The sequence below is a fragment of the Massilia sp. BGA-UO-ETr-WB1 genome, from assembly GCF_059567845.1.
Map to the genome: position 1 here is coordinate 421,797 of NZ_JCAQOT010000026.1, position 21,260 is coordinate 443,056.

Genomic DNA, 21,260 nt, shown 5'->3' on the forward strand with positions numbered 1-21,260 from the left:
ATTACCTTTCTGCGAAACGGACGCGGTAGATGGACGCGTTCCGATCGAATCGGCCGTCCTGATTGCGCAGCACCAGCATTTCGGTATTGCTCTGGATCGAATAGCTGTTGTTGAATAGCTGGATCCCGGCCGGGCCATAGCCGAACCTCCACTTGCCCGCCACATTGATGCCATGAAACGTGCGCATGTTGGTTGGCACATAAAGCGCAGCACGACCATTTGCGAACTGGCTCGCAATGACCGCTGGCCCGCTGGCGGCGGGAAGCGGACGCGACCATTGGCCGAGCGTAACCTGGCCTGCGGCATCGATACCAACACTGGCAAGCGACCAAGTGGTTTCCGTGGTGGTGTTGGCCAGGATCAGGGACCGCGTCGGGGTTGCACCCTCCGCCATGAAGAACGTTGCCGTCGCCGCATTGAGCGGATAGTAGATGGTGGAATAGACGTTCGAGTTGCCCAGGCTGACCGTGTTACCCGCTACTGCGAATCCGACCCAGCGCGTGGTATTTCCAACCACAATCCCGCGCCCATCGTTTTGCGACGCCGCTTGAAATGCCTGAAAATACTGGCCTGTTGAAAAAGTTGTCTGAATCGCCCCGAAAGCGATGGTCGTGCCCGCCACGGTGCAGGCGCGCATCTGCGTGCCGTAAGGCGCCGTGACGAACGTAGCCGCACCAACGCGAGCCCACGCGCCGATATCGACCGCTGACGCATTGAAGGTAAGTCCGGTTGCAACAGGCGCGCCGTACGTACAGGTCGCCGCGAAGGTAATCACAACGGTGGCGTAGGTGTTTCCGTTTTGCATGTACGGAAGGAACCAATTGGCACCGCTGAGCTGAAAGATGATGCTGACGTTCTGCGTGGGCGGCGCGGCGCCCGCGAGCGCATTGGGCGGCTGGCCTGCGGCCGTGCCGAACACGAGCGTTGTCCCGGACGTTCGAGTAATGCTGCTCAGATAGTAAATCTGAAAAGTGCTACTCGAATCGTTAACGTATTTGAAGACCCCCAGAACTGTGCCACTCACCAGGTACTCGGCAATATGATTCACCGTGCCGCTCGCTAAGCCGCCCGCGCTTTGGGACACAACCACCCCAACCGCGATCACAGTGCCCGAGGCGCCGCAGTCAAAGCAAACCGCTGCAGCGGAACCTGGAATATGTCCGTGTCCGATGACATACCGCCCGTCCAGGCTCACCATCCTTTGAATTGTGATCGAACCGGGGGCCACGGCCGTCGCCGACGAGGAAAGCGATGCTGGATTGCTGAAATCAACGATGAAGAACAAATTGCTGCCGATAGCTACCAGTACGCGGTCTCCGGATAGCAGCGTTACACCGGTGTAATCCGAGGTTGTCAGCGTCACCACGAGGCCGTTGCCAATGGTCGTGACAGCGCCGGCCGGATGACTGATATAGCGGAAGGTGTTGTAGTTGCTAGCGTTCTTGGTGATCGCCAGGGAGCGATTCTCGTCGATCTTGAAAATGCCGACGTTACCACTGTTGGACGTCACCCCAATTTCGGCAGTCTGCCACCACGGATCGAGATTCCCGTCAAATGCCCACACGCCAGCCACGCTGGAATTATCGGACAGGTAGCCGACCACGCTGTCGCCGTTCATCACCTGGCCCAGCACATTGCCCGCGCCGTCGATGAGACCCACAGGATACTCGCCGGCCGAGTTGTCAACGACGCAGCGAGGGCCGCCGGCCATCAGCGTTATGCCAGACGGCAGGGTGATGGCCTTGCCCAGCGCGCCGGTGGCGCACCTGTGATAGCCGATAGACGTATTCGTCAGCGTGACGCTGTCCGTGACGGGCAAGCTACGCTCCATACCAAGTTCGAAAGCCGACGTCCAGTTCACCTGGTCGTTTTTGGGATCGACGGTGGTCACGCTGGATGCAGTCTTCTTCCGGTAGACCGTGAAATCGATCTGGCTGATCGCGGCCACATTCAGAGCATAGGTCGCGCCCATCACCCAGGCAGCAGCATTGCCCGACGATGCGGCGCTGGCGGCCGCCGCGACCGCGTTGCCCTCGGACGCGGCGGCCGCAACCGCGCTCACCGCCGCCGCAGCCTGCTTCGCGTTGACGTCGGCCGCCAGCGCGTTGGCCTCCACGCCCCAACCCGGCAAGTCCGTCATCAGCTTGGCTGAAGCAGCATCGAACTCCTGCTGGGTCATGCTCGGATTTGGGAGACCTTCCAACAGCTTAGTAATCATCAAACTTTCCCATCTATCTGAAATGAAATTTTGGACTGAGGCTTGCTATGGACTATGACCTTGAAGCCGGCGTATGTGCCACATACCAAGCTCAGGTCGTAGCCAACTGCTCCAATAAAGACCACCGTCTTCTGCCGGAAATCCAGAAGCCGCTCGTGAATTGCATCCACCTGGTCATTTCGCACGACCGTGTCAACGGTCATCCGCTTCGCATAGCCGCGCACCGTGGTTTTGCTCGTTCCGTCGAAATTGAACTTCGTGCTGGAGAAGTCCTTGATCTCCGCAGCCATGCCATACTCCGACAGGCCGACATCCTCAAGAGGCCCGATGCGGCACATCCCGCATTTCGCAATGCCGCCTGGATTTCTGATCCGGACCTTGAGCGTGGTGTTGTAGTACATGGGCAGCATCAAGGTGCAAAACTGCGTGCGCCGGCGAATCCGGTTGAACAGCCAGCCGAAGAATGAGCTCCTGGATTTCGGAAGGACTAGGCTTGTGGTCTCGCTAAAAACTACACCTGCCGCCGGGTCGGTCGACGTCACAACAATCTCCGTCCCACTGATATTCCCCAGGTACAGGGCTTGTGCAATCGCCTGCGGCTTCAGCTCGAGAATGATCTCTTCGGCCATTTCCGTCTGCGTGTTGTTGTAGTCGTCCAGCATCTTCCAACGATTCGTTGCGGACACCTCCAACCAGTACGTCTCATCGCTCAGTGGGCGGTTCAGGTTCTGACCTGCTGTGGCGGTGTGCACGCCCGATTGGGTCCCAGATGTGTTGATGGCGGCGCCGCCCGCCGAAGCGGCAAGCGTAAAAGTATTGGTTGTGGGCGCGAGTACGTAGTAAACGGTGCTGGCAGCGATGCCAAGCGGCAGCGCAATTGTGGTGGCGAACGAAACGGGCGTACCGGCGGCCAGCCCGTGGCCGGCCCAAGTAACGACGCCCGGCGACGCGATCGTTATCGTCACCGGTCCGCGCTGGCCAACCTTCGATTCGTGGATTTTGTGCGCAACCGGATCGATGACGCGATCCCCCGCTGCATACACCGCAGCAAGGCTCTGCACCGGGTAGTCGTTCTCGGGGACATTGGAGCTCACGAACACGCCCGGCGCGTAGTTAGAAATCGAGTCGAGGACAATCATGCGGCCACCATCACAGCCAGCGGTACATCTCCGTTAATGGCGTTGTCCAGCGCGTCGGATGTGCTGCCGGTGTTCTTGGCGATGGCGTACAGGTGATCTTCCAGCATGGTTCGCATTTGTCGGTTTTCTTCGCGCTGGGCACGCAACTCGGCCACCAGCTCTTCATTGTTCGTGGCGGGGCTGCGCAGCCGCGCGATCAGGGCTTCGTAATTCACGGCCGGACTGCGCAAACGCGCCATCAACTCCTTGTTGTCCGCCGCCGGGATGATGCGTTCGTCCTTGTGGATGTAGGCCGGCATATCCTCCGGCACCAGGTTCGTGCCAACCGCAAACGGATGCAGCTTCTTGTATTCGTCGCTGGCCAGGAATCCGGCTTTGACCTGAGCCAAACTCTTGCCGTCGGCCAGAGCTTTCTCCCAGAAATCGACGCCGGCCGCCTCGCCCGTTCGTCCCAAGAGCGTCTTGTAGAGGTTCTGGATCTTGGCTTCGTTCGAACCTGCGATGGCGCCAACCACGTCTACGCCTTTGCCCGCCTGGCCCTTCCAATAATCGATCTCGGTGCCCGATGCATCGCGCCCCAGATATTGCTGGTACGCGCCAGCGGCAAGTTGCGGAGCGGCCGCGATCGGATTCGCCATCGCGGACTTGATGGCGGCAGCGAGTTCGGCCAGTGCCACCGGCACGGCCGCAACACCTGTATTGATACCGTGCAGCAGATCAATTTGACCCTGCGCCTTTTCCAGAATCCCGTTGAGACGGTCCACCTCCGCCTCGTGCGCCAATTGCGCCCCTTCCTTCTGCTCCTTCAGGCTTTCCAGCATCTGCTCTTCGACGCTGAGCCGAGCGCCCGTCAACTGAGACAGGTCTTCGACGGAGTTGGCGGTCTGGTAGGCGTCCCGCTGGAAGTCCAGGTAGGAAGCGAACTGATCGGACGAATCCTTCGCAAGCACAGCCAGCGAATCCTTCAGGGTAGCGAGCTCAGGAAGTGGTCCGCCCGCCTTGCCAATGGCGACTGCAGCAGCGACCTGGGCCTGCGCCGTGGCGCGGCTCGCAAGGTCCGAGTCGACAGCAGCCGCTTTCAGCTGCCCCAATGTCGAATTGACCTCGTCCGCCAGCGCCTTCGCCTTGGTAACAGAAGCCGTGGACGTCTCAATGCGCTGCTGAATCGCTTTCAGCTCTGCATCGTGGGCTTGCTTCTTGGCGGCGATTTCCATGTCCACGGATTTTTTAACGGCCGCGAACGCCGTGTCCGCAGCCTTGGTGAGGACGTCGGCCGCTTTCGTAGCGTCCTGCAGATCCTGCAGCTCCTTGGTGGCCGCTCGAAGCGCGGGGCTCAGGTCCTTCAGCGCGGTCAGGTGCTGCTGCTCCCGCACGGCGGCCAAGCCGGCCGCATCGCCGGTCAGTTCATAGATTTGGGCGCGCACAGCGAGAATGCGCGCTTGCTCGGCCTCAGCCTCTCCCTTCGCCTTTGCTGCGGCCTGCGCGTCCCAAGTGGCCTGCGTCGCAGCCGCGAGGGCCGGCGAAAGTCCGACCAGAGCGGCCGCATGCTGCTTCAACAGCACCGCAGCGGCGCCGGCCTTGTCCCCGGTCGCCTCATACAGCTGGGCCTGCAGCGCCAGGATGTCGTTCGATTCCTCAACCGCCGCCAGCCGCGCTTGTTCGGCCGCCAGTTGGTCGAACAGCGGCTTGTTGCTGACGTCGACCTTGCTGCGGTCTTTCGCGCGCAGCTGCTCGGGCGTCATGACCAGGTCGTCCAGCTTGTCCTGCAGGTCCACCCGCTCGTCGGAGATGGCCTGCTGGGACTTGGTCAGGTCGACCGTAGCTGCGTGCGTTTTGGCGAACGCAGCCTCCAGGTCCATCAGCCCGGCGTACTGCTTGGCGCCGGCCGCCGTCGCCAGCGCGCCGGACGACACCAGCCCGAGCACGGTCGCCTTAAATTTGTCTCGGGTGTCGATGCCAGCCAAACCCATGGCGGCCAGCTGCTCGGTGACGTACTTCTGGACTGGCGCTAGGCGCTCGGCCTCGGTCAGGAAGTTATCCGCGAAGGATGCCGAATTGCTGGCCAACTCATCAATGCCGCCGGCAAGTTCGATCAGGTTCTCGCGTGCTGCCAGGCTCTCAATTCCAGTGGCACCGAAAGTGGACCCCATGGACGCGAGGATGGAGTCCAGGTTCGCGTAATTCGTCGCAACCCGGGTAAGCGTCTCCAGATACCCTTCGCCGACCTTCTGGAACTGATCCAAGCCGGACACCCCGTACCGGGCCAGGTCATCGCCCACCTTGGAAAATACCGTCTCGAGTTGCTTCTGGATCTCTTCGCCCGTCAGGCCTTTCAGGCTGATCTTGCCGATGTCGACCACGAACGTATTCAGGTGCGCCGCGAACTGGTCGCCGCCGACACCCAACAACTTGCCGGCCTCAGCGACGCCGCTGGCCAGGCCGGTGATCACTTTCGTGATCTGGTCATTTGCCTGGGCGTCCAAGCTTGCGAGCGTGGTGCTGTACTTGTCGCTACGGAAGAGCCCGCCGTCCTTTTTTGTGTCCGTGTACTGCTTTGCGGCGAGCCCGCCTGCCAGCACGCCGCCCAGCGACGTGCGGTTGGCGGTCAGGCCGGTGTCCAACGTCGTGACCTTGCCACCGAACAGCGCGTTGGCGATGCTGCCAGTGACCTTCCCTATCAGGCCACCCGTCAACTTGTCCAGCGCCACGCCGATGACGCCGCCAAGCAGCGCCGTAACTGGCAACGATGACGCCAGGTCGTAGGCCGCGCCCTTGCTGTTTGGCGCCAGCTCGCCGGTCAGGCCCGAATCGCGCACCAACAGGTTGCCCAGGCCAGCGATGGAGCTCTCAATATTCCGCAGCGAGGCCAGCATGCCGGCGGTGTAGGAGAGCTCGATATTCGAGTTCGCGGCTGCCAGCTCCAGCGACCTGGCGATCGAGTCCGACTTCGCCGTTTTGTCCCCCAGGATGGAGCCGGTTCCAGCAGCCTTTTGGCGATCAGCGGCCGTGGTATCACCCCGCCCGCCACCGCCAGCCACTGCGAAGCCCAGGCCAGCCATGACGGCAGCCATCGCGGCCATTCGCGCCCAGGCGCTATACGGATCGCCTTGCGCCTGGGTCGCTACCGCCAGCGCAGCTGCGGATGTGCCTTTCACCGCGTCGGCCGCCAGCTGCGTTGCCGTGCCGCCGACCACGGCGGTCGCTTTCGTCGCCTCGCCGGCGACGGTGGCGGCGGTGACCGAATTCACGGCGAACAGCTTGGTGACCATGGTCTGCACGGCCATGGCCATTTCGACTGCGCGGTAGGCTTTTTCGGCGCCCTCGAGCGCGCGGTACCCGGCCGTATTCTCTTTGAAGAAACCCTTCGCGGCCCCGGCCATGTCGCCGTAGCTCTTGATCTGCGCCTGCGCGCCCTGCAGCTGCGCGGCGGCGTTCGCTTTCGCGATCTTGGTCGTGTCGCCGCCGGCATCCTTGGTCGCCGACGCCAGCTGGGCAGCGATCGCCGCCTGCGTGCGGGAGTAGCCCGACAGCGCCGTGGTCAGGCCGCCGATGGCGCTGCCGACGCGGCCGAAGGACGCCGCCATCCCGGCGGCAGCGGATCTGGTGGCCTCGTCCACCGCCTCGACGATTTTCAGCAACTCGGTTGCGCTCGCCAGATCGACATCGACCAGCACCTTGCGCTTCTGGTTCGCGTACCAGGTGTCGAACTCGGTTTGCAGCAGCTTTTGAGCGGCGGTGCCCTCGCCGGCCAGGCGCACGCGCTCGCGCCACACGTTGGCCTCCTGCTCCAGCACGGCCAGCGCGCGCCCCTTCTGGTCCGGGTTCGCCATAGCGGCGGACTTCAGGTTTTCGGCGCGCAGCTGCTCGGCGCCGGCGCGCGCCTGCTGCTCGCCCATGATTGCGCCGATGCTAGCCTTGCGCGCGGCGGCCAGCTTATCCAGCTCCGCGCGCTCGGCGGCGGATGCGACGTAGCCGCGTTCCTGCCAGGCGTCCAGCAGCTTGCGCGCGTCGGCATCGACTTGGACTTGCGTCGAAACGATCTTGCGGGCCTCGGCGGTTTTTCCGAACAGCGCGATATCGCCCTGCAGCGCGGACTGCTCGCTGGCCGATGCGCGATCCCAAGCCGCCGCCTGCGCGGTGATCGCCTGCGCAGCCGCAGAGGACAATTCGGCCTGCGCGTTGTCAGCCTGCTGAATGATGTTCTTGCGGCGCTGCTGCAGGACCGCCAGCGTACCCAGGTACTTTTCACGCTCCGCCAGATCGGACTTGCCGCTCGCCAGCTCGGCCTGCTTTTGTACCAGCGAGCGCTCGGCATCCAGATCGCGCAACTGCAAGTCGCGCCGCGCATCAAGGTAGGCCTGCTCGCTGACCAGTCGGCGGCGGTGCTGGCTTTCCAGAGCAGCCATGGCGCCGCTGACAACTTCCTGCTCCAGGCCGCGCTTCGCCTCCAGGGCAGCGATGCCGGAATTATTTAGTTCTGAATATTTCTTGCTGACCAGCGCAATGCGATCCCTGATGTCGGATTCCGCCACACCAGCTGCCAGACCCTTCTCACGAACCGCGACGATTTCCTGTTCGAGGCGGGCCTGCTTGGACAGGTATTGCACCCCGTCCTTCTTCCAGGCAATGGAAGCCTCCTCGAGCTTGATCCCGTCTGCCTTGACTTTGGCATTCCAGGCCTGCGCGTCACGCTGTTCCTTCAGCGCAGCGACCGCCTTCTGCGCATTGGCAAGATCCGCCTTCCCATCGGCGCCGCCGCCGGCAAAGGTAAACCGGTTGCGCTGAGCCTTCGCAAGCGTGGCCTCGGCGTCGGCCAGCTTCTCTTCGAGGGTATCGCTGCGGCCCACGTCCAGCATGGCGTCCCAGCCACGCTTCGCAAAGTCCGTGACGCTGGTCCATGCCTTTTCGATCGTGCCCAGGTTCGCAACGAGGCGCGCGGACCTGTCGCCCATCGCGTCGGCGTAGGCCTTTTGCGCCACCGCGCCGGCCTCGTCCATCTTGCCCTGATCTTCAAGCGCTTTGATCTGGGCATATACGGCGGCAGTCAGGTAGTGGTATTTCTCGGTGAGCTTTTCGCTTGCCTGCAGCGGCGCCTTGCCCAGGTCTGCAAAATCAGCCGCCGTATCCGCGATGCTCTTGCCTATTGCACGCTCCGAGCGGATGGCTTGCTCGCTGAACGCCTTTAAATTCTCGACAGCCACTTGGCCAGTACCGGCCAGGGCCGCCACCGCATCAGCCGCTGCCGCCTGGGTGCCGACCACAGCGCCGATCTGGCGCGCCATATCCGCCATTTGATCGGCGGATGCGCCAGCGGCGCCGCCGGTCAGCTCGATGCTCTTCCTGTAACCGTCCGCCTCTTTACTGCCCTGGTTGTATGCCACGGCAAGCGCCAGGCCTGCGGCCGCAGCCACAGTGTAAGGATTTACAAGACCCACGACGTAGGTGCCCAGCGCCCGCGCCGCAGCGCCACTGCTGCCGAACATGTCCCGCAGTTGGCCGCCCTGCTGGAGCAGCACGGTGAGCGGCGCCTGGCCGGCCTGTAAGCTGACGACGATATCAGTGACCTGGGCGGGAATCATACGCAGTGCTTGCGCGTGCTGCGCGGCCGACATCCCCAGCGTGCCGAGGGTGCGGTTGCCTTGACTCGCCAGCTGATTCAGCGATGCACTGCCTTCGGCGCGCAGGCGATTGAACTCTGCAATCGCCTGGTCCGCTTCGGCAGTAATGAGAACGCGCGTATCAGCCACTAGATTCCTTGTTTTTCCGTTCGTCCCACGCTTCTAGCGTCGCGTGTTCCATCAGTTGGATGTCGGCGAACAACTTCGCCCACTTACCGGTCTTGATGCCCATCATCCGCAGCGCACTTTCGACGCCCGTGTAGTTCAGGCCGGTAGCACCGCCCATTCCACCCGCCATCCACTGCGACTGCAGGCGCTGGAACAGCGTCCAGCTCTTCACGTTGCACGGCCAGAGAAAGATCTCTTGGAACTCAACCTCGGGCACTTCCGCTACCAGGCCGAATGCGGCTAGGGCCGCATCGACTTCAGCCATTTCGCGCTTCTGCTCGGCGTCGGTCACGAGCTGACCGAGCGCTGCGCAGCGCGCGAAGTCCGCTAGTTTTTTGCTTTGGCGCTGCTTTCCGCGATGTAAGCGTTGAATGCCAGCTGGCCGACGCCTGGGATATCCAGCAGCGCGTGCAGCGCGTCCGGGCAGAAGGCTGCGGGCGTGCCGTCTTCCTCCAGCACCAGGCCCTGATCCCGCCAGCCTTTGGTCAGCGGCTCGAAGAATTTCGGAATGTCCGCGACAGCCAGCGAACCGTATGCCTTGCGCAGTTCTTCGCCGGGCAGGCGGTCGCAGACCAGACTGAACGAAAACGGCTGCGGCTTGCCTTCCGCGTCGGCCAAAGTGCCCGACACGCCCACCAGGACGAGGTTGCTGACGTTGATTTTGTATTTTTTGCTCATGGTCTTCTTCGGTTTTCTGGGCTTAGCCCTTGGGTTAGAAACTGGTTACAATCCGGATTTCGTCGTTGCCTGCGAGCGGGTTGATCTTCAGCTTGTAGCCGATCATCCGCTTGCCGTTCATGTCTTCCTTGGTCGGTTCCGTCAGCTGCACGCTCGGCATCCAGACCATGACCTTGTCGCCCACTACGGTCCCGTGCGCCAACCCGATGCTGCTCAGCGCGGCCGCCTTGACGTTCGCCAGGAAGGCCACCTCCTGAGCGGCGGTCAGGTCCAGCTTGACGGAGCCGGTCACCTTGCGATCGGTGATTTCCACCGACTCGCCGCCCAGCAGCGCCTGGAATGGCGACGAGATGCCGAAGTCGATGTTCAGGCCCTGGCTCGGATAGGCAGTGCCGGTAGTCAGCACGGGAGCGCCCGTGGTCACGTGCGTGGCGCCAAAGGTGACATCGCCGGAATTGGCATCCGTGACCACCTGCGGGACGCGCCACGCGGTCAGGGTGGTGGCAGGCGCGGCCACCGTGGATGCGCCGCCGTCGATGCCGATGAATTTGAACGACAGCACGGGCTTTTCGCCGACGGCCATTTTTAGCGACGCGGTACCGCGCGCGCCCAGCAGCTTGTGCAGCACGCCGTCGTCGAACCAGTAAATGGTCACCGACTCGAAGCTCTGCGATACGGGCACATAGTCCACGCGCGTGGTGGCGGTCAGTACTTCCGCGAAACCGATGGCGCGCATCAGCGCACCCCAAGCCGGCGCGGTGCCGGCCGTGCCCGAGCCGACCAGCTCGATGTCGAAACCGCCTTCAACATAGGCGGTGCCCACCAGGTCTTCCGAACCGCCCAGGTAGGCGCGGATGATGTCGCGGCTGACGTTGGTGGCGTTCAGCGGGTTGAAGGACAGGTTGCTGACCAGCAGCGCGTTGGCGGCGCCGGTAGGAATTGCGTCGACGCCATAGGTCGTTTCGATCTTTGCGAGAATGGCGGTCTTGCGAATGAGGCGGCCCATGCTTTACTCCTGAACTGGTTGTTCGGTCATTACGGGGCCAGCTACTCGCTTCAGCTCGCCGCTGGTCAGGTCCCGCACGTAAGATCCGCCGACTTGCGGTTCCTCGTGCAAGACGGCATTTGCCGCAACATCGGCCGAATTGTCGGCACCCGCCTCGGCGTCGGGTTGGTTCGATTTCGATTTCATGTTCACTCCAGGGTCATGTTTTGAGTTCGGTGCTGCACGGGATAGGTCATACGGATCCAGCCCGTCTTCTTGCCTTCGCTGCTGTACTCCGCCTCGATAACGGGCTCGCCGATATCGGTTGTGAGGCCACCGAGCGAAGGGTCCGATGCCATTTCGCGGTAGACCGCTATCAGCAGTGGATCAACGCCAGCGTCCGGCGTTTCCGTGGTGGTGCGTACGTAGAGCTCGATCACGAAGCGAGAATCCCAGTCCACCGGGGCCCCAAGAATGGCGCCCCGCGTTGGCAGTCCGCCGTCGAACTGCACGTTGATGGCCGCCGCCTCTGCTTCTGGGATCGCTCGATCGCGCGCCTGGTAGATGCGCACGCCGAGGCCACCCTCGACCTCTTCTAAGGAATAAGCATGAGCATCACTACCCAGGAACTGCAACGCGAATTCAAGTACAACAGCGTGAAACTGGCGGACCCGAATCCGTCCTTCAGCCTCAACCAAGTGCGCGACTTCTTCGCAAACGTCTATCCCGAAATCACCAGCGCCGACATCGAAGGCCCGGATGTGATCGGAAATAAGAACGTGTATTCCTTCCGCCGGGCTGTAGGCACAAAAGGTCAGCCCGAGGTCTTCTGGCTTGTCCCTGGCCTTGTAGAGGCGCGCACGGTTGCCATACAGGAAGGTGGCATGGCTAAGGTAGTTGCCGATCTGGTCGATCTCGACAACATCGGCTGGTTCTTCAGTGATCCGACCGCGAAACACCGCATCCGGACCGCCCAACGGCAGATCCAGCAGACCCCGGATACTGCCCTGCCCGACGATCTGGCCGTGAACCTGTGCATTCTGCATAAAGCGCACTGCCGTGTTCGTCAGGTACAGGATGCTCGCGCATGAAACCGGCCGCCGCCATCCGCGCGAAGTTGATCGAGCAGTTGCGTGCGACCGGGTCGCTGTCGTCGGCGCCACGTCCCGCGACCGCGCTGACGAAGAATGCCGTTGGCAAACCCGCCGCCCAGCAGGTGGCCCGCGTGATCGCGGCCGCCCGCGCAGGCTCCGGCGCGCGCTGGCTCGCGCCCGCCGCCGATCAGGCGGTGCTGCCATGATGCAGTTCTCCCCTGCCTCGTCGACGGCGCTGCCGCGCATCGCGGACGGCATCCCGTTCGAGCTGTACGTCCCTGGCGAGACAGGGCTCGCAGCGCCGCTTGCCCTCGCTCTGCTTGAGGCAGGCGTAGTCACCGACGACATGCTCGTCCCCGGCCCGAATGCGAGCCTGATTGAGGTGTTCAACGAGCCCGACGAGCGCGAGATGTCGATTCACGCGCTCACCACCTGGTGGACAGCGCTGCAGGCCCGGTTCCCGACCAAGCAGTTTCGCTGGGACCTGCACGTGCAGCAGCTGGAAGACCAAACCGGCGTGCACACGGACACCGCCTCGCCGCTCGGCTGGTTCTGCATCACGCGAAACCAAAACAGCGATATACCCCGCGTCGCGCTGGCGCGCGGCGCAGGACAACTCGAAAGTTGCCTCGAAGGCTTCGGGCAAACCGTGCTGGCGGTGCTGTACGACTGCCTGCTGCGCATGCCCGAGTCGCTGAACCCCTTGGTGGCAGCGGAATGGGCGGAGGCGATGCATTGGCAAGAATCGGAAAACGACGAGGAGCTGATCCGTAATGCACGCGAGGACGGCAGAATTTCCAACGTCGCCGCTGGCGCTGACGCGGAGGACGACACTGCAGACCTGATGACGCGCGCCCGCTTTTACGCTGACATGCCCCGCTGGGCGGTAAAACCGCAACGCGTTGCGTCGCGAGAAGCGATTGTGCGCGCTGCGCGCGGGGAATACGAAAAAAGCGTGATCGCGGCTTGCGACGCCATCGCTGAATTCGCGGCCGGCCCGGGTTTCAAACTCCAGCCTTGGCACTGCGGCACCCACCAGTCCGGACACTACAGCATCGATGGCTGCATGGTTTTGCTGTGGCGAGATGGTGATGTGGTGGGCGCCGTCATTGACGACTGGCTGAACGATGTCGGCCAGTGCGGCGAGTACGTCGACTTTATCGACGAACAGCCAGTTCAGCTCAACGCAGAGGCCATCCGGGAATACATGGCCAGGACCGAGAAGATGATGGAACTGGCCGCGCTGACCGAGCGCCTCATAGAACTAATTGGAGAACCGATATGACCCGCGTGAACGTGATCTCGCAGGGCGAAACGCGCCTGCACCTGACGGACGCCCTGCTCATGTACCGCACCGGCTCGGGCCAGGTCTACGCCACGGCTCACCCTGTGCATTTGGATCCGGAAAACCCGCAGCGCAAAATGATCGGCGCCGGCGCGCCGCTGTCGAAAGCCAACTTGGCCACCTTCGCCAGTGCCGTCGGCGCAGCTACCGCATTTGGCGGATTCGTGCCGGAGAACCTGCTATACACGTCGGCCAACATGATCGCCTGGTGGGTGCCCGCGTCGATCCGCCGCAGCTGGTTCAAGGCCAACGCGCGGGCCGCTGAGATGGGCGAACGAAGCGGCGACGTGGCGCATCCCGCCCTGGTGTTCGTCGTGGTGCCCGGCGACTGGTACGTATTCGCCCTACGCGACTCGGCGCGCCCAGGGCCGGGCACGCAGCTGCAACACGCGCCGCATTTCAACGTCTGGGACGGAGGCCGCATCTGCACTGGCAGCGTGACCCTGCCGCCGGCGATCGAAGCTAACGCGATCCGCGACTACGAAACCGCGTTCTTCCGCAGCCGGTTCACCCACCCGAACCGCGCCAACGCCGTGAAGTATCGCGGCGGCACCACCGCTCTGTGGATCGACCAGTTGAACAAGCCCGACATGCAGGCCATGGTACGCGCGCTGCGGCCGGCCAAAGAAACCCTGCGGCAAGCGATTGAACGCATCACCGCTCGCCACAATAAATCCCAATAATTGGAGGAAGTATGACCGGACAAGATTACCTGATCAAAATGGACCAACTGCTGGATCTGACGAAAGCAGCATTTGCCGAGTTTGCGGCCACGACCGAGGCGGCCATCAACGCCGCGCGCCCACAGGTGCTGGCAGCGGACGAAGAAGCGGCCGACGCCGCAGCTTTGCAGCTGGACGCCGCCCTGCTGCGCGCCGTCCCGGTAGTAGTGGCGCCGGCGCACTGCGCGTTCCTCCCGCTGCAGGAGAATGGACACCGCCTGGTGCTGGCCGCCGACGGCGTCTATCTGGAGGCGCGCCGCCCGTGGCTGCATTTGCTACATCGGCTCACGGCCATTCCGAACGTGCACGTTCCCTATGGCTGCGTGCAGGCCAAGGTGGAGCTGGCCTTCGGCCCGCTCGGCGGCGCCATGCCGCAGCTTCAAGAGTTCGCGCGCCACGCCCGCGACGCGGCCCCGGTCGAGGCCGCCGCCAGCGTGATCTGGAACAGCGCCGGAAACGCCTGGCGTATCGCCTACCCGGAAACCATCGGCGAGGCCAGCGCCGCCCATATCCAGTTCAAGCAAGTAGAGCTCGCCGAGGACGATCACCTCGTGATCGACCTGCACAGCCACGGACACGGGCCGGCCTTCTTCAGCGCCACGGACGACGCGGACGACGCCGGCAGCGTGAAGATCGCCGGCGTCTACGGCAAGCTGGATCAGGAGGAGCCTACCGTCACCTTCCGCCTGTGCGTGCTCGGGCTGACCATCCCGCTGAACGTGCCGGCGGCCAGGATCTACGCGTAGGAGCGCCCATGCCACACTACCTTCCCGCCATCATGGTGCAGCAGCAGGTGCAGATCGCGCTGGTCGGTTGCGGCGGCAACGGCTCGCAGATGCTGACTGGCCTCGCGCGGCTGAACCACGCCCTGGTCGCACTCGGCCACCCGGGCCTGGCCGTCTACGCTTTCGATCCGGACGTCGTCAGCGAGGCCAACATGGGCCGCCAAATGTTTGGCGCCTTCGACGTCGGCTCGCCGAAGGCGCATGTGCTAGTGAACCGCATCAACGCCTTCTTCGGCCTGGCGTGGCGCTCGCACTTCGGCCGCTACGAGGACGACGCCAGCACCTTCGACATGATGATCGTCTGCGTCGACAGCGCGCGCGCCCGCCGCGATATTCAGCAGCACGTCCGCAACTTCCGCGCGCACTACCTGATGGACTTGGGCAACCGCGCGGCCGATGGCCAGGTGATCCTGGGCGAGATCCGGCCCACGCACGACAAAAGTAAGCTGCAGCCGGACCACGTGGAGCTGGCCAGCCCCTACGCGATCCTGCCCGAGCTGGTGGACACCTCGGTGCCGGAAGACGACACGCCGAGCTGCGGCCTGGCCGAGGCGCTGGAGCGCCAGGAACTGTTCGTCAACCAGTCGATCGTGACGCCGGCGCTGAGCATCCTGTGGGAATTGTTCCGCTACGGCCGCATCACCTGGTGCGGCGCCTTCGTCAACCTGCGCACAGGCACAATGAGGCCCCTGCCGGTAAAGGAAATAGAGCATGAGCTACCTGTCCAGCAGTGAGCTTGCCAATCTGGTCGGCTGCAAGCCGAACCAGAGGGCGACAATGATCAACTGGCTGGCAGCCAACCGCTGGCGCCACGAGGTCGATTCGAAGGGCATGCCGAAAGTGGCGCGCGCGTATCACGACAAAAAAATGGGCATCACCGATGAAAAAGCAGTCGCAAAATTCTCCGAAGAACCAGACCTCAACGCGTTCGCGCAAAGAGCGCACAGGAATCGACCGGCTGTACAAGTACATCGGCGCGCGTAAGGTCTCCTTCTACTACCAGTACCCCGATGGCACCAGCGAGACGCTGGCCAGCGCGGTGCTGGGCGACCGTAAAGCGATCATCGACGCCGAGCTCACTGCTAAGCGGAAGGCGATCGACATCCAGCAGGGCAAGGTCATCGTAGGGTCCGTCGCGGATATGATTGACCGGTTCGAGCTCGAGGTCGCGCCGACGCACTATCGCGACCAATCGAAAGACGGTCTGGCCGTCCGCAAGAGCGCATACAACAACCTGAAAAAATTCTTCGGCAAGATGACGCCAAGGGCGCTCACCACGCACCACGGCTACCAGTTCCTCAAGGCGCGCGCGGCGGCCGGCGCGCCGGCGAAGGCGAACAAGGAATTATCGCAGCTGTCGATGATCTGCAATTATGCGGTGAAGGACGGCGTCATGGATGCCAACCCTTTCAACAACATGATGCAGAACGTCACCGACAAGGCGGTGCGCATCACTTCCCGTAGCCAAGTCGTCCGGTTTTACCTTTGGGGAGTGCGTCAAGGGGGCAAGCACCAGAACATGGCATGCGCTGCGATGTTCACTTACCTCACCGGCTTCCGGGCCGCCGAGGTGCGTCCATTCGCAACATCGGACCTGAAAAAGGACGGCGTCCACACCGTTAGCGCCAAGCGCCGCAAAGGCCAAGCCGAAGTCCTAAAGGTGCGCGAATGGTCGACGAGGCTGCGAGTGGTGGTGGCCCGCTCCAAACAGAGCCATGGTCGACCACGTGACTACCTGTTCGCAAACAGCGCCGGCAGCGCATATACCCGCAGCGGCTGGGGCTCAACGTGGGTTGATGTCATGTTCGATTACATCGCGAGTTTCGATAGCGACGCGGCCGCCGCACTAGTGAAAAAACAAGCGTGGGAAGTGAATTACAAAGCCGCGTACGACAAAGAGCAAGCTTTGCCGGAATATCAATCCGATTATAAGATAACCGCGCATCAGGAATACTTCGCGCTACAGGACATTCGTCCAGCCGCAATTACGACGAAGCTAAGGCAGCGCCAAGTTGACGCGTACGACTTCGCCGCTCATGCAAATCCAAGCACAACGCACAAGCACTACGATCGACGAACGGAAAAGCGTGCTAAAGCGACGGAGTAGTTAAACTCCAAATGCAAGGTCCGTATAGATTGGAATGCATGCGCTTCAACATTGCGGCATCTAATTCAGACAACGCAACTCGGATACTAGTTTCACATGTATCCGACGTCCATAATCGTTCACGCCGATTATTATCGTAGCGCTCTAACCATGCTACTTCCACGCCATCCCTTTTTCCAGTCTCGACAATATTTGCACCGCTTCCCATTCCCAAATGTCGTCCAATCCTTGGCATGGGATGACGGTCTTTAAACTCGTTGGTGCAACTGTCGTATAAATTGAATATATCGAGTGGAAACTTTGTGTCCGCAGTATGTATCAAGCTCTCCGCAGCATGGCGTTGATCATACCAAAGGGACACATACATACCCTCGTTAACCAGCGCTTCTACCAGAGGTCGAAAATCCTGATCACCGGCAACGAATATGAGCTCATCCATATTTTTCCGGTACGTGTGCATCATCATATCGACGGCAATCAGGATATCAATTTCTTTCTGGACTGCACCGCGTTGTCGAGTATGCTTCGATACCCCTTCACTCACATGCCAACCGTCCAGCGCGCGCAACTGTGCAAAGCGCTTCTTTTTCTCCAGCACATTCAGTGCATGCTGTTCCTCAGTTTCATTCGTCCTCTTCGGCGGTAGGCAGTCGTAGTAGTACACTTTCCTGCATACAGTCGCGAACTTCGCATAGTCAAGTTCAAGGTCCTCGTCGAAAAACCGCTGGCCGATATCTTTCAAAATTGGATCAAGGTAGGCGCCGTCCACGAACATGTAGCATGTAGATAACGCTCCTCCGGTCGGCACTTGTAGCATTGAAACCCCTTCAGATTTTCCAACGACGCCCCGCAGAGACGCATTCTACCGTGAGGAAATCTCCCGACGCGTTGGAATGTTTTTAGACTAAGTTCTTGATTATACTAAAGAATACTCTATAGCAGTCTAGGCTTGTGATTCCTGTTGTCGTGGGTTCGAGCCCCATCAGTCACCCCACAGAATTACGGCAAAAAGCCCAGTCATCGACTGGGCTTTTTTCTTTTCAGGGGTAGGATTTCAGGTACTGGCGATAGTCGGCGCCGGCGCGGTGCTCTTGCAGGGCTTGCCAGAGGCGGGCCGAGTAGGCCGGGTGGCGGGCATGGAAGTGGCGCGAGAACATCAGGTAGAGCGGAGTCTGCTCGAAGGGCTTGCCGATGCGCTCGAGCACCCCGGCATAGCGCCGCGCGATCAGCGCCTCGGCTTCGAGTTCCATCGCGATCACGCCCTCCAGCCGTCCCGCCGCCAGCTTGGCGAAGTTGTGCTCCAGGGTCTTGGAGCCGTCGTCGTAGGCCAGTTCCAGCTGCCGCAGCCGCTCGATGATGAAGGTGAAGCCCGATTCCACGCCTATCCTGCCGCCGCCCTGCCCCGAGATGCGCCGGCCGTCCCATTGCAGCGGCGCGCCCTTGCGGCGGTAGACGAAATAGCGCGGCGCGGCCAGCGACATGCTCTCGTCCACCTGCCCGCCCGCCATCGGGAATGCCGCGTAGCCGGCGCGCTCGGAGGAGTAAGCCCCCATCATGGCGTCCGACAAGCAAGCACATCCTTAACACCATGCATAGGCCCAAGATCAAGTCCAACGCTAGCGTACCACGCCAACTGATCATTGTTTGACGCATTCGACATCGCCGCGCGAAAGGCTGACCTACCATGATACGGTGCCATTCAGTCAAGGAGCGTGTCATGAACTATGCAAAATGGATGCTGGCGGCGCTGCTGCTGGCGTGCAGCGCCCAGGCGGGCGCCCTGTCGTCCACCAGCACGGGCAACCTTTTCTACCATAACGAGGTCAACTTCGTGTCGCTGACGCTGGAGCAGGGCACGGACGGATTGGCGATCTGGACCGACTCGTTTCAGGACGGCACCAATTTCGATCCCATCATCGCGCTGTGGCGCGACGGCTGGCTGCTCGCACAGAATGACGACTTTCCCTTCATCGACGCGGCACAGAGCTATCTCGATTCCGGTCTCTATTTCAACAGCCTGCCCGCAGGGAGCTATCAGGTCAGCATCGCCCGTTACAGCAACTTCGCCTACGGGCCGCGACTGGAGAATGGCTTCCAGCGCGGGGCAGACACGCCGCTCCGGATAGGCAACGGCTACTGGCAGCTGCACGTGGCGGACGGCATGCTGCCGCCGGTGCCCGAACCGTCATCGGCGGCCATGCTGCTGGGCGGCGCGGCACTGCTGGCGGGCTGGCGGCGCGCCCAAGCACATCGGCGCGGTCTTGCCTAGGGCTGGCGCGGCCCAATTGCACTAGGTTTGACGCAATCGACATCGGCATCCGGTAAACGCCGCGTTAGCTCTGCAATACGGTACAGTGAAATTGCTCGGCATGCCGTATCGCCGGCACAGTTGAGGGGACTATTCGCTGCACCGGTAGCCATGCCGGTGCAGCGTTTTTTTATCCGGCGATGCGCGCCATCAGCGCCTGCAGGCGCGGCATGTCCACCGGCTTGACGAAGTGGTAGTCGAAGCCGGCCGCGTAGGATTCGTTGCGGTCCCGCTCCTGGCCGTAGCCGGTCACCGCGATCAGCACCGTCCCCGCCGTCTCGGGCTGCAGCCGCAGCCGGCGCGCCAGCTCGTTGCCGTCGATGTCGGGCAAGCCGATGTCGAGCAGGCAGATGTCCGGCCGCAGCTCGCGCGCCCGGTCCAGCGCCACGCGCGAGCTGTGCTCCACGGTCACCTGGTGGCCGGCATCCGCCATCAGCATGCCCAGCGTTTCGGCCGCGTCCACGTTGTCGTCCACCACCAGCAGGCGCAGGCTGCGCGCGGCCGGCGCGGCGGCGGCGCGCGGGGCGTCCTGGCCGGCTTCGGGCTGCGGCTGCGCCACCGGCAGGCGCAGGATGAAGGTGCTGCCCTTGCCGATGCCGTCGCTGTGCGCGGCCACGCTGCCCTGGTGCGCCTCGGCCAGGCGCTGCACCAGCGCCAGCCCCAGGCCCATGCCGCCTTGCGAGCGGTCCAGCGTGCGCTCGTCCTGCGCAAACAGTTCGAAGGCGCGCGCCAGCAGTTCCGGCAGCATGCCGACGCCGTTGTCGCGCACGGTGACGGTGGCGCTGTCGCCGCGCAGGCTCAGGCGCAGCTCGACGAAGCCGTCCTCCGGCGTGTACTTGGCGGCATTGTTGAGCAGGTTGGCGATCACCTGCACCAGGCGCTTCTTGTCGCCCAGCACATGGACGGGCTCGGGCGGCAGCTGCACCGCGAAGCGGTGGCGGCGCGCCTCCATCAGCGGGCGGGCCTGCTCGGCGGCGTAGCCCAGCACGTCGCGCAGGTCCAGCGTTTCCTTCTGCAGGGTGACCATGCCGCGCGTCACGCGCGACACGTCCAGCAGGTCGTCGATCAGCCCGGTCATGTGCTTGACCTGGCGCGAAATCACTTCGCTGGTGCGCTTGACGGTGGCTTCGTCGAACTGGAAGTGGCGCAGCAGCTCGGCCGCCGTGCCGATCGGCGCCAGCGGATTGCGCAGCTCGTGCGCCAGCATGGCCAGGAATTCGTCCTTGCGGTTGTCGGCGTCGCGCAGCGCGGCCTGGGCCCGCTTGCTGTGCTCGTGCTCGGAACGCAGCGCGGCCACGGCGCGGGCGCGCTCCACCGCTTCCCAGGTGCGCTGCACCACGTCCTGCGTGATGGCGATGTCCTCGCGCGACCAGGCGCGCGGCGCGCGCTGCGACAGGTTCAGCGCGCAGGTGACGCTGCCGGCCTGCAGCAGCGGCACCACCACGATGGCGCCCATGCCCTGCGCCAGGTAGGCGTCGGCATAGGCCTGGGTGCGGCGGTCCATGCGCACGTCGTTCACCACGAAGGCCTTGCCCTCGTTCAGGATGCCGATGATCTCGGGACTGTAGTCGTCCAGGCGCGCGCTGCCCGGCAGCGGCGGCAGCTCGGCCGCGCTCCACTCGCCTTGCACGAAGGCGGTGCGGCTGGCTTCATTGATCTCGGTGTAGAACACGCGCGAGGCATGCAGGTAGTTGCCCAGCAGCTCGGTGGCGGCCGCCGTGATGTCGGTGGCGGCGGACATGCCGCGCAGGCAGTCGGCCAGGTCGAGCTGGAAGGCCTGGCGCCGGTTCAGCGCCACGAAGGCGCGCTCGGCCAGCACTTCGCGGGTCGACTCGGTCAGCACCAGCAGCACGCCCTCGACCTTGTTGTCCTCGTTCCAGATCGGGCTGTGGCAATGGGTGAAGTAGGTTTCGCGCTGGCTGTGGCCGCGCTCGGGCGCATAGCTGGCGTTTTCCACGTAGTAGGTTTCGCCCGCCAGCACGTGCTCGACGATGGGCGCCATCTGGTCCCACATCTCGCGCCACCACTCCTTGGCGGGGCGGCCCAGGTGGCCCGGATGCTTGCTGCCCAATACTTGCGCAAAAGCATCATTG

General features: G+C 62.9%; 20 protein-coding genes. 9 read left to right on the forward strand and 11 right to left on the reverse strand.

From position 1 onward, the window contains the following. Position 1: 1 nt before the first annotated feature. The 8 genes from AC56DV_RS24360 to AC56DV_RS24395 are packed head-to-tail and all read right to left on the reverse strand — an operon-like array spanning position 2 to position 11,441. Positions 2-2,218: a hypothetical protein gene (locus tag AC56DV_RS24360; RefSeq protein ID WP_496316796.1), complete on the reverse strand. Its 2,217-nt coding sequence runs from the start codon at positions 2,216-2,218 to the stop codon at positions 2-4. Further along, positions 2,218-3,357: a hypothetical protein gene (locus AC56DV_RS24365; protein WP_496316797.1), complete on the reverse strand. Its 1,140-nt coding sequence runs from the start codon at positions 3,355-3,357 to the stop codon at positions 2,218-2,220. Before AC56DV_RS24365 ends, AC56DV_RS24360 begins: the two co-directional genes overlap by 1 nt. Beyond that, positions 3,354-9,104, reverse strand: a complete 5,751-nt coding sequence (locus AC56DV_RS24370) for a phage tail length tape measure family protein (protein WP_496316798.1) — start codon at positions 9,102-9,104, stop codon at positions 3,354-3,356. The genes AC56DV_RS24365 and AC56DV_RS24370 overlap by 4 nt, the downstream gene beginning before the upstream one ends. After that, positions 9,097-9,435: a DUF1799 domain-containing protein gene (locus AC56DV_RS24375; RefSeq protein WP_496316799.1), complete on the reverse strand. Its 339-nt coding sequence runs from the start codon at positions 9,433-9,435 to the stop codon at positions 9,097-9,099. The genes AC56DV_RS24370 and AC56DV_RS24375 overlap by 8 nt, the downstream gene beginning before the upstream one ends. A 35-nt stretch (positions 9,436-9,470) precedes the next feature. Then, entirely contained in the window at positions 9,471-9,821 is a 351-nt protein-coding gene (locus AC56DV_RS24380) for a hypothetical protein (RefSeq protein WP_496316800.1), read from the reverse strand. 34 nt (positions 9,822-9,855) lie between these two features. Beyond that, positions 9,856-10,827: a phage tail tube protein gene (locus AC56DV_RS24385; protein ID WP_496316801.1), complete on the reverse strand. Its 972-nt coding sequence runs from the start codon at positions 10,825-10,827 to the stop codon at positions 9,856-9,858. Positions 10,828-10,830: 3 nt separating this feature from the next. After that, positions 10,831-11,013, reverse strand: a complete 183-nt coding sequence (locus AC56DV_RS24390) for a hypothetical protein (RefSeq protein WP_496316802.1) — start codon at positions 11,011-11,013, stop codon at positions 10,831-10,833. 2 nt (positions 11,014-11,015) lie between these two features. Then, the gene (locus AC56DV_RS24395; RefSeq protein ID WP_496316803.1) at positions 11,016-11,441 is read right to left on the reverse strand and encodes a hypothetical protein; all 426 of its coding nucleotides are present in this window, start codon (positions 11,439-11,441) and stop codon (positions 11,016-11,018) included. Here AC56DV_RS24395 and AC56DV_RS24400 point away from each other — a divergent pair. Genes AC56DV_RS24400 through AC56DV_RS24435 form a run of 8 tightly spaced genes read left to right on the forward strand, consistent with a single transcriptional unit; the run spans position 11,415 to position 16,859 of the window. Beyond that, positions 11,415-11,897, forward strand: a complete 483-nt coding sequence (locus tag AC56DV_RS24400; RefSeq protein WP_496316804.1) for a PRTRC system protein C — start codon at positions 11,415-11,417, stop codon at positions 11,895-11,897. The two genes, AC56DV_RS24395 and AC56DV_RS24400, sit on opposite strands and share 27 nt — an antisense overlap. Further along, positions 11,894-12,106, forward strand: a complete 213-nt coding sequence (locus tag AC56DV_RS24405) for a hypothetical protein (protein ID WP_496316805.1) — start codon at positions 11,894-11,896, stop codon at positions 12,104-12,106. Before AC56DV_RS24400 ends, AC56DV_RS24405 begins: the two co-directional genes overlap by 4 nt. Beyond that, positions 12,103-13,185, forward strand: a complete 1,083-nt coding sequence (locus AC56DV_RS24410) for a PRTRC system protein F (protein WP_496316806.1) — start codon at positions 12,103-12,105, stop codon at positions 13,183-13,185. The genes AC56DV_RS24405 and AC56DV_RS24410 overlap by 4 nt, the downstream gene beginning before the upstream one ends. Continuing rightward, on the forward strand, positions 13,182-13,928 hold the full coding sequence (locus tag AC56DV_RS24415) for a PRTRC system protein B (protein ID WP_496316807.1): 747 nt from the start codon (positions 13,182-13,184) through the stop codon (positions 13,926-13,928). Before AC56DV_RS24410 ends, AC56DV_RS24415 begins: the two co-directional genes overlap by 4 nt. 11 nt (positions 13,929-13,939) lie before the next feature. Beyond that, positions 13,940-14,713: a PRTRC system protein A gene (locus tag AC56DV_RS24420; protein ID WP_496316808.1), complete on the forward strand. Its 774-nt coding sequence runs from the start codon at positions 13,940-13,942 to the stop codon at positions 14,711-14,713. Positions 14,714-14,721: 8 nt separating this feature from the next. Further along, entirely contained in the window at positions 14,722-15,486 is a 765-nt protein-coding gene (locus AC56DV_RS24425) for a PRTRC system ThiF family protein (protein ID WP_496316809.1), read from the forward strand. Beyond that, positions 15,464-15,736, forward strand: a complete 273-nt coding sequence (locus AC56DV_RS24430; protein WP_496316810.1) for a DUF4224 domain-containing protein — start codon at positions 15,464-15,466, stop codon at positions 15,734-15,736. Before AC56DV_RS24425 ends, AC56DV_RS24430 begins: the two co-directional genes overlap by 23 nt. After that, the gene (locus AC56DV_RS24435) at positions 15,633-16,859 is read left to right on the forward strand and encodes a hypothetical protein (protein ID WP_496316811.1); all 1,227 of its coding nucleotides are present in this window, start codon (positions 15,633-15,635) and stop codon (positions 16,857-16,859) included. Before AC56DV_RS24430 ends, AC56DV_RS24435 begins: the two co-directional genes overlap by 104 nt. Here the strand turns inward: AC56DV_RS24435 and AC56DV_RS24440 are convergent. Together AC56DV_RS24440 and AC56DV_RS24445 are read right to left on the reverse strand one after the other, a co-directional pair. Further along, positions 16,843-17,676 (reverse strand): NYN domain-containing protein, encoded by an 834-nt coding sequence (locus AC56DV_RS24440; RefSeq protein ID WP_496316812.1) that lies wholly within the window; start codon positions 17,674-17,676, stop codon positions 16,843-16,845. The two genes, AC56DV_RS24435 and AC56DV_RS24440, sit on opposite strands and share 17 nt — an antisense overlap. 223 nt (positions 17,677-17,899) lie before the next feature. Continuing rightward, positions 17,900-18,427 (reverse strand): transporter substrate-binding domain-containing protein, encoded by a 528-nt coding sequence (locus tag AC56DV_RS24445; RefSeq protein WP_496316813.1) that lies wholly within the window; start codon positions 18,425-18,427, stop codon positions 17,900-17,902. Between the two features lie 149 nt (positions 18,428-18,576). Between AC56DV_RS24445 and AC56DV_RS24450 the strand changes: the two genes are divergently transcribed. Then, positions 18,577-19,128, forward strand: coding sequence for a DVUA0089 family protein (locus AC56DV_RS24450; protein WP_496316814.1), 552 nt, complete (start codon positions 18,577-18,579; stop codon positions 19,126-19,128). A gap of 169 nt (positions 19,129-19,297) precedes the next feature. Here the strand turns inward: AC56DV_RS24450 and AC56DV_RS24455 are convergent, their stop codons facing one another. After that, positions 19,298-21,238, reverse strand: a complete 1,941-nt coding sequence (locus AC56DV_RS24455; RefSeq protein WP_496316815.1) for a hybrid sensor histidine kinase/response regulator — start codon at positions 21,236-21,238, stop codon at positions 19,298-19,300. Between the last annotated feature and the right edge of the window lie 22 nt (positions 21,239-21,260).

Coding starts and splice junctions, on each gene's coding strand:
- AC56DV_RS24450 (WP_496316814.1), top strand. CDS start 18,577: ATGAACTATGCAAAATGGATGCTGGCGGCGCTGCTGCTGGCGTGCAGC.
- AC56DV_RS24390 (WP_496316802.1), bottom strand. CDS start 11,013: ATGAAATCGAAATCGAACCAACCCGACGCCGAGGCGGGTGCCGACAAT.
- AC56DV_RS24425 (WP_496316809.1), top strand. CDS start 14,722: ATGCCACACTACCTTCCCGCCATCATGGTGCAGCAGCAGGTGCAGATC.
- AC56DV_RS24360 (WP_496316796.1), bottom strand. CDS start 2,218: ATGATTACTAAGCTGTTGGAAGGTCTCCCAAATCCGAGCATGACCCAG.
- AC56DV_RS24420 (WP_496316808.1), top strand. CDS start 13,940: ATGACCGGACAAGATTACCTGATCAAAATGGACCAACTGCTGGATCTG.
- AC56DV_RS24385 (WP_496316801.1), bottom strand. CDS start 10,827: ATGGGCCGCCTCATTCGCAAGACCGCCATTCTCGCAAAGATCGAAACG.
- AC56DV_RS24400 (WP_496316804.1), top strand. CDS start 11,415: ATGAGCATCACTACCCAGGAACTGCAACGCGAATTCAAGTACAACAGC.
- AC56DV_RS24365 (WP_496316797.1), bottom strand. CDS start 3,357: ATGATTGTCCTCGACTCGATTTCTAACTACGCGCCGGGCGTGTTCGTG.
- AC56DV_RS24430 (WP_496316810.1), top strand. CDS start 15,464: ATGAGCTACCTGTCCAGCAGTGAGCTTGCCAATCTGGTCGGCTGCAAG.
- AC56DV_RS24410 (WP_496316806.1), top strand. CDS start 12,103: ATGATGCAGTTCTCCCCTGCCTCGTCGACGGCGCTGCCGCGCATCGCG.
- AC56DV_RS24380 (WP_496316800.1), bottom strand. CDS start 9,821: ATGAGCAAAAAATACAAAATCAACGTCAGCAACCTCGTCCTGGTGGGC.
- AC56DV_RS24415 (WP_496316807.1), top strand. CDS start 13,182: ATGACCCGCGTGAACGTGATCTCGCAGGGCGAAACGCGCCTGCACCTG.
- AC56DV_RS24405 (WP_496316805.1), top strand. CDS start 11,894: ATGAAACCGGCCGCCGCCATCCGCGCGAAGTTGATCGAGCAGTTGCGT.
- AC56DV_RS24435 (WP_496316811.1), top strand. CDS start 15,633: ATGAAAAAGCAGTCGCAAAATTCTCCGAAGAACCAGACCTCAACGCGT.
- AC56DV_RS24440 (WP_496316812.1), bottom strand. CDS start 17,676: ATGCTACAAGTGCCGACCGGAGGAGCGTTATCTACATGCTACATGTTC.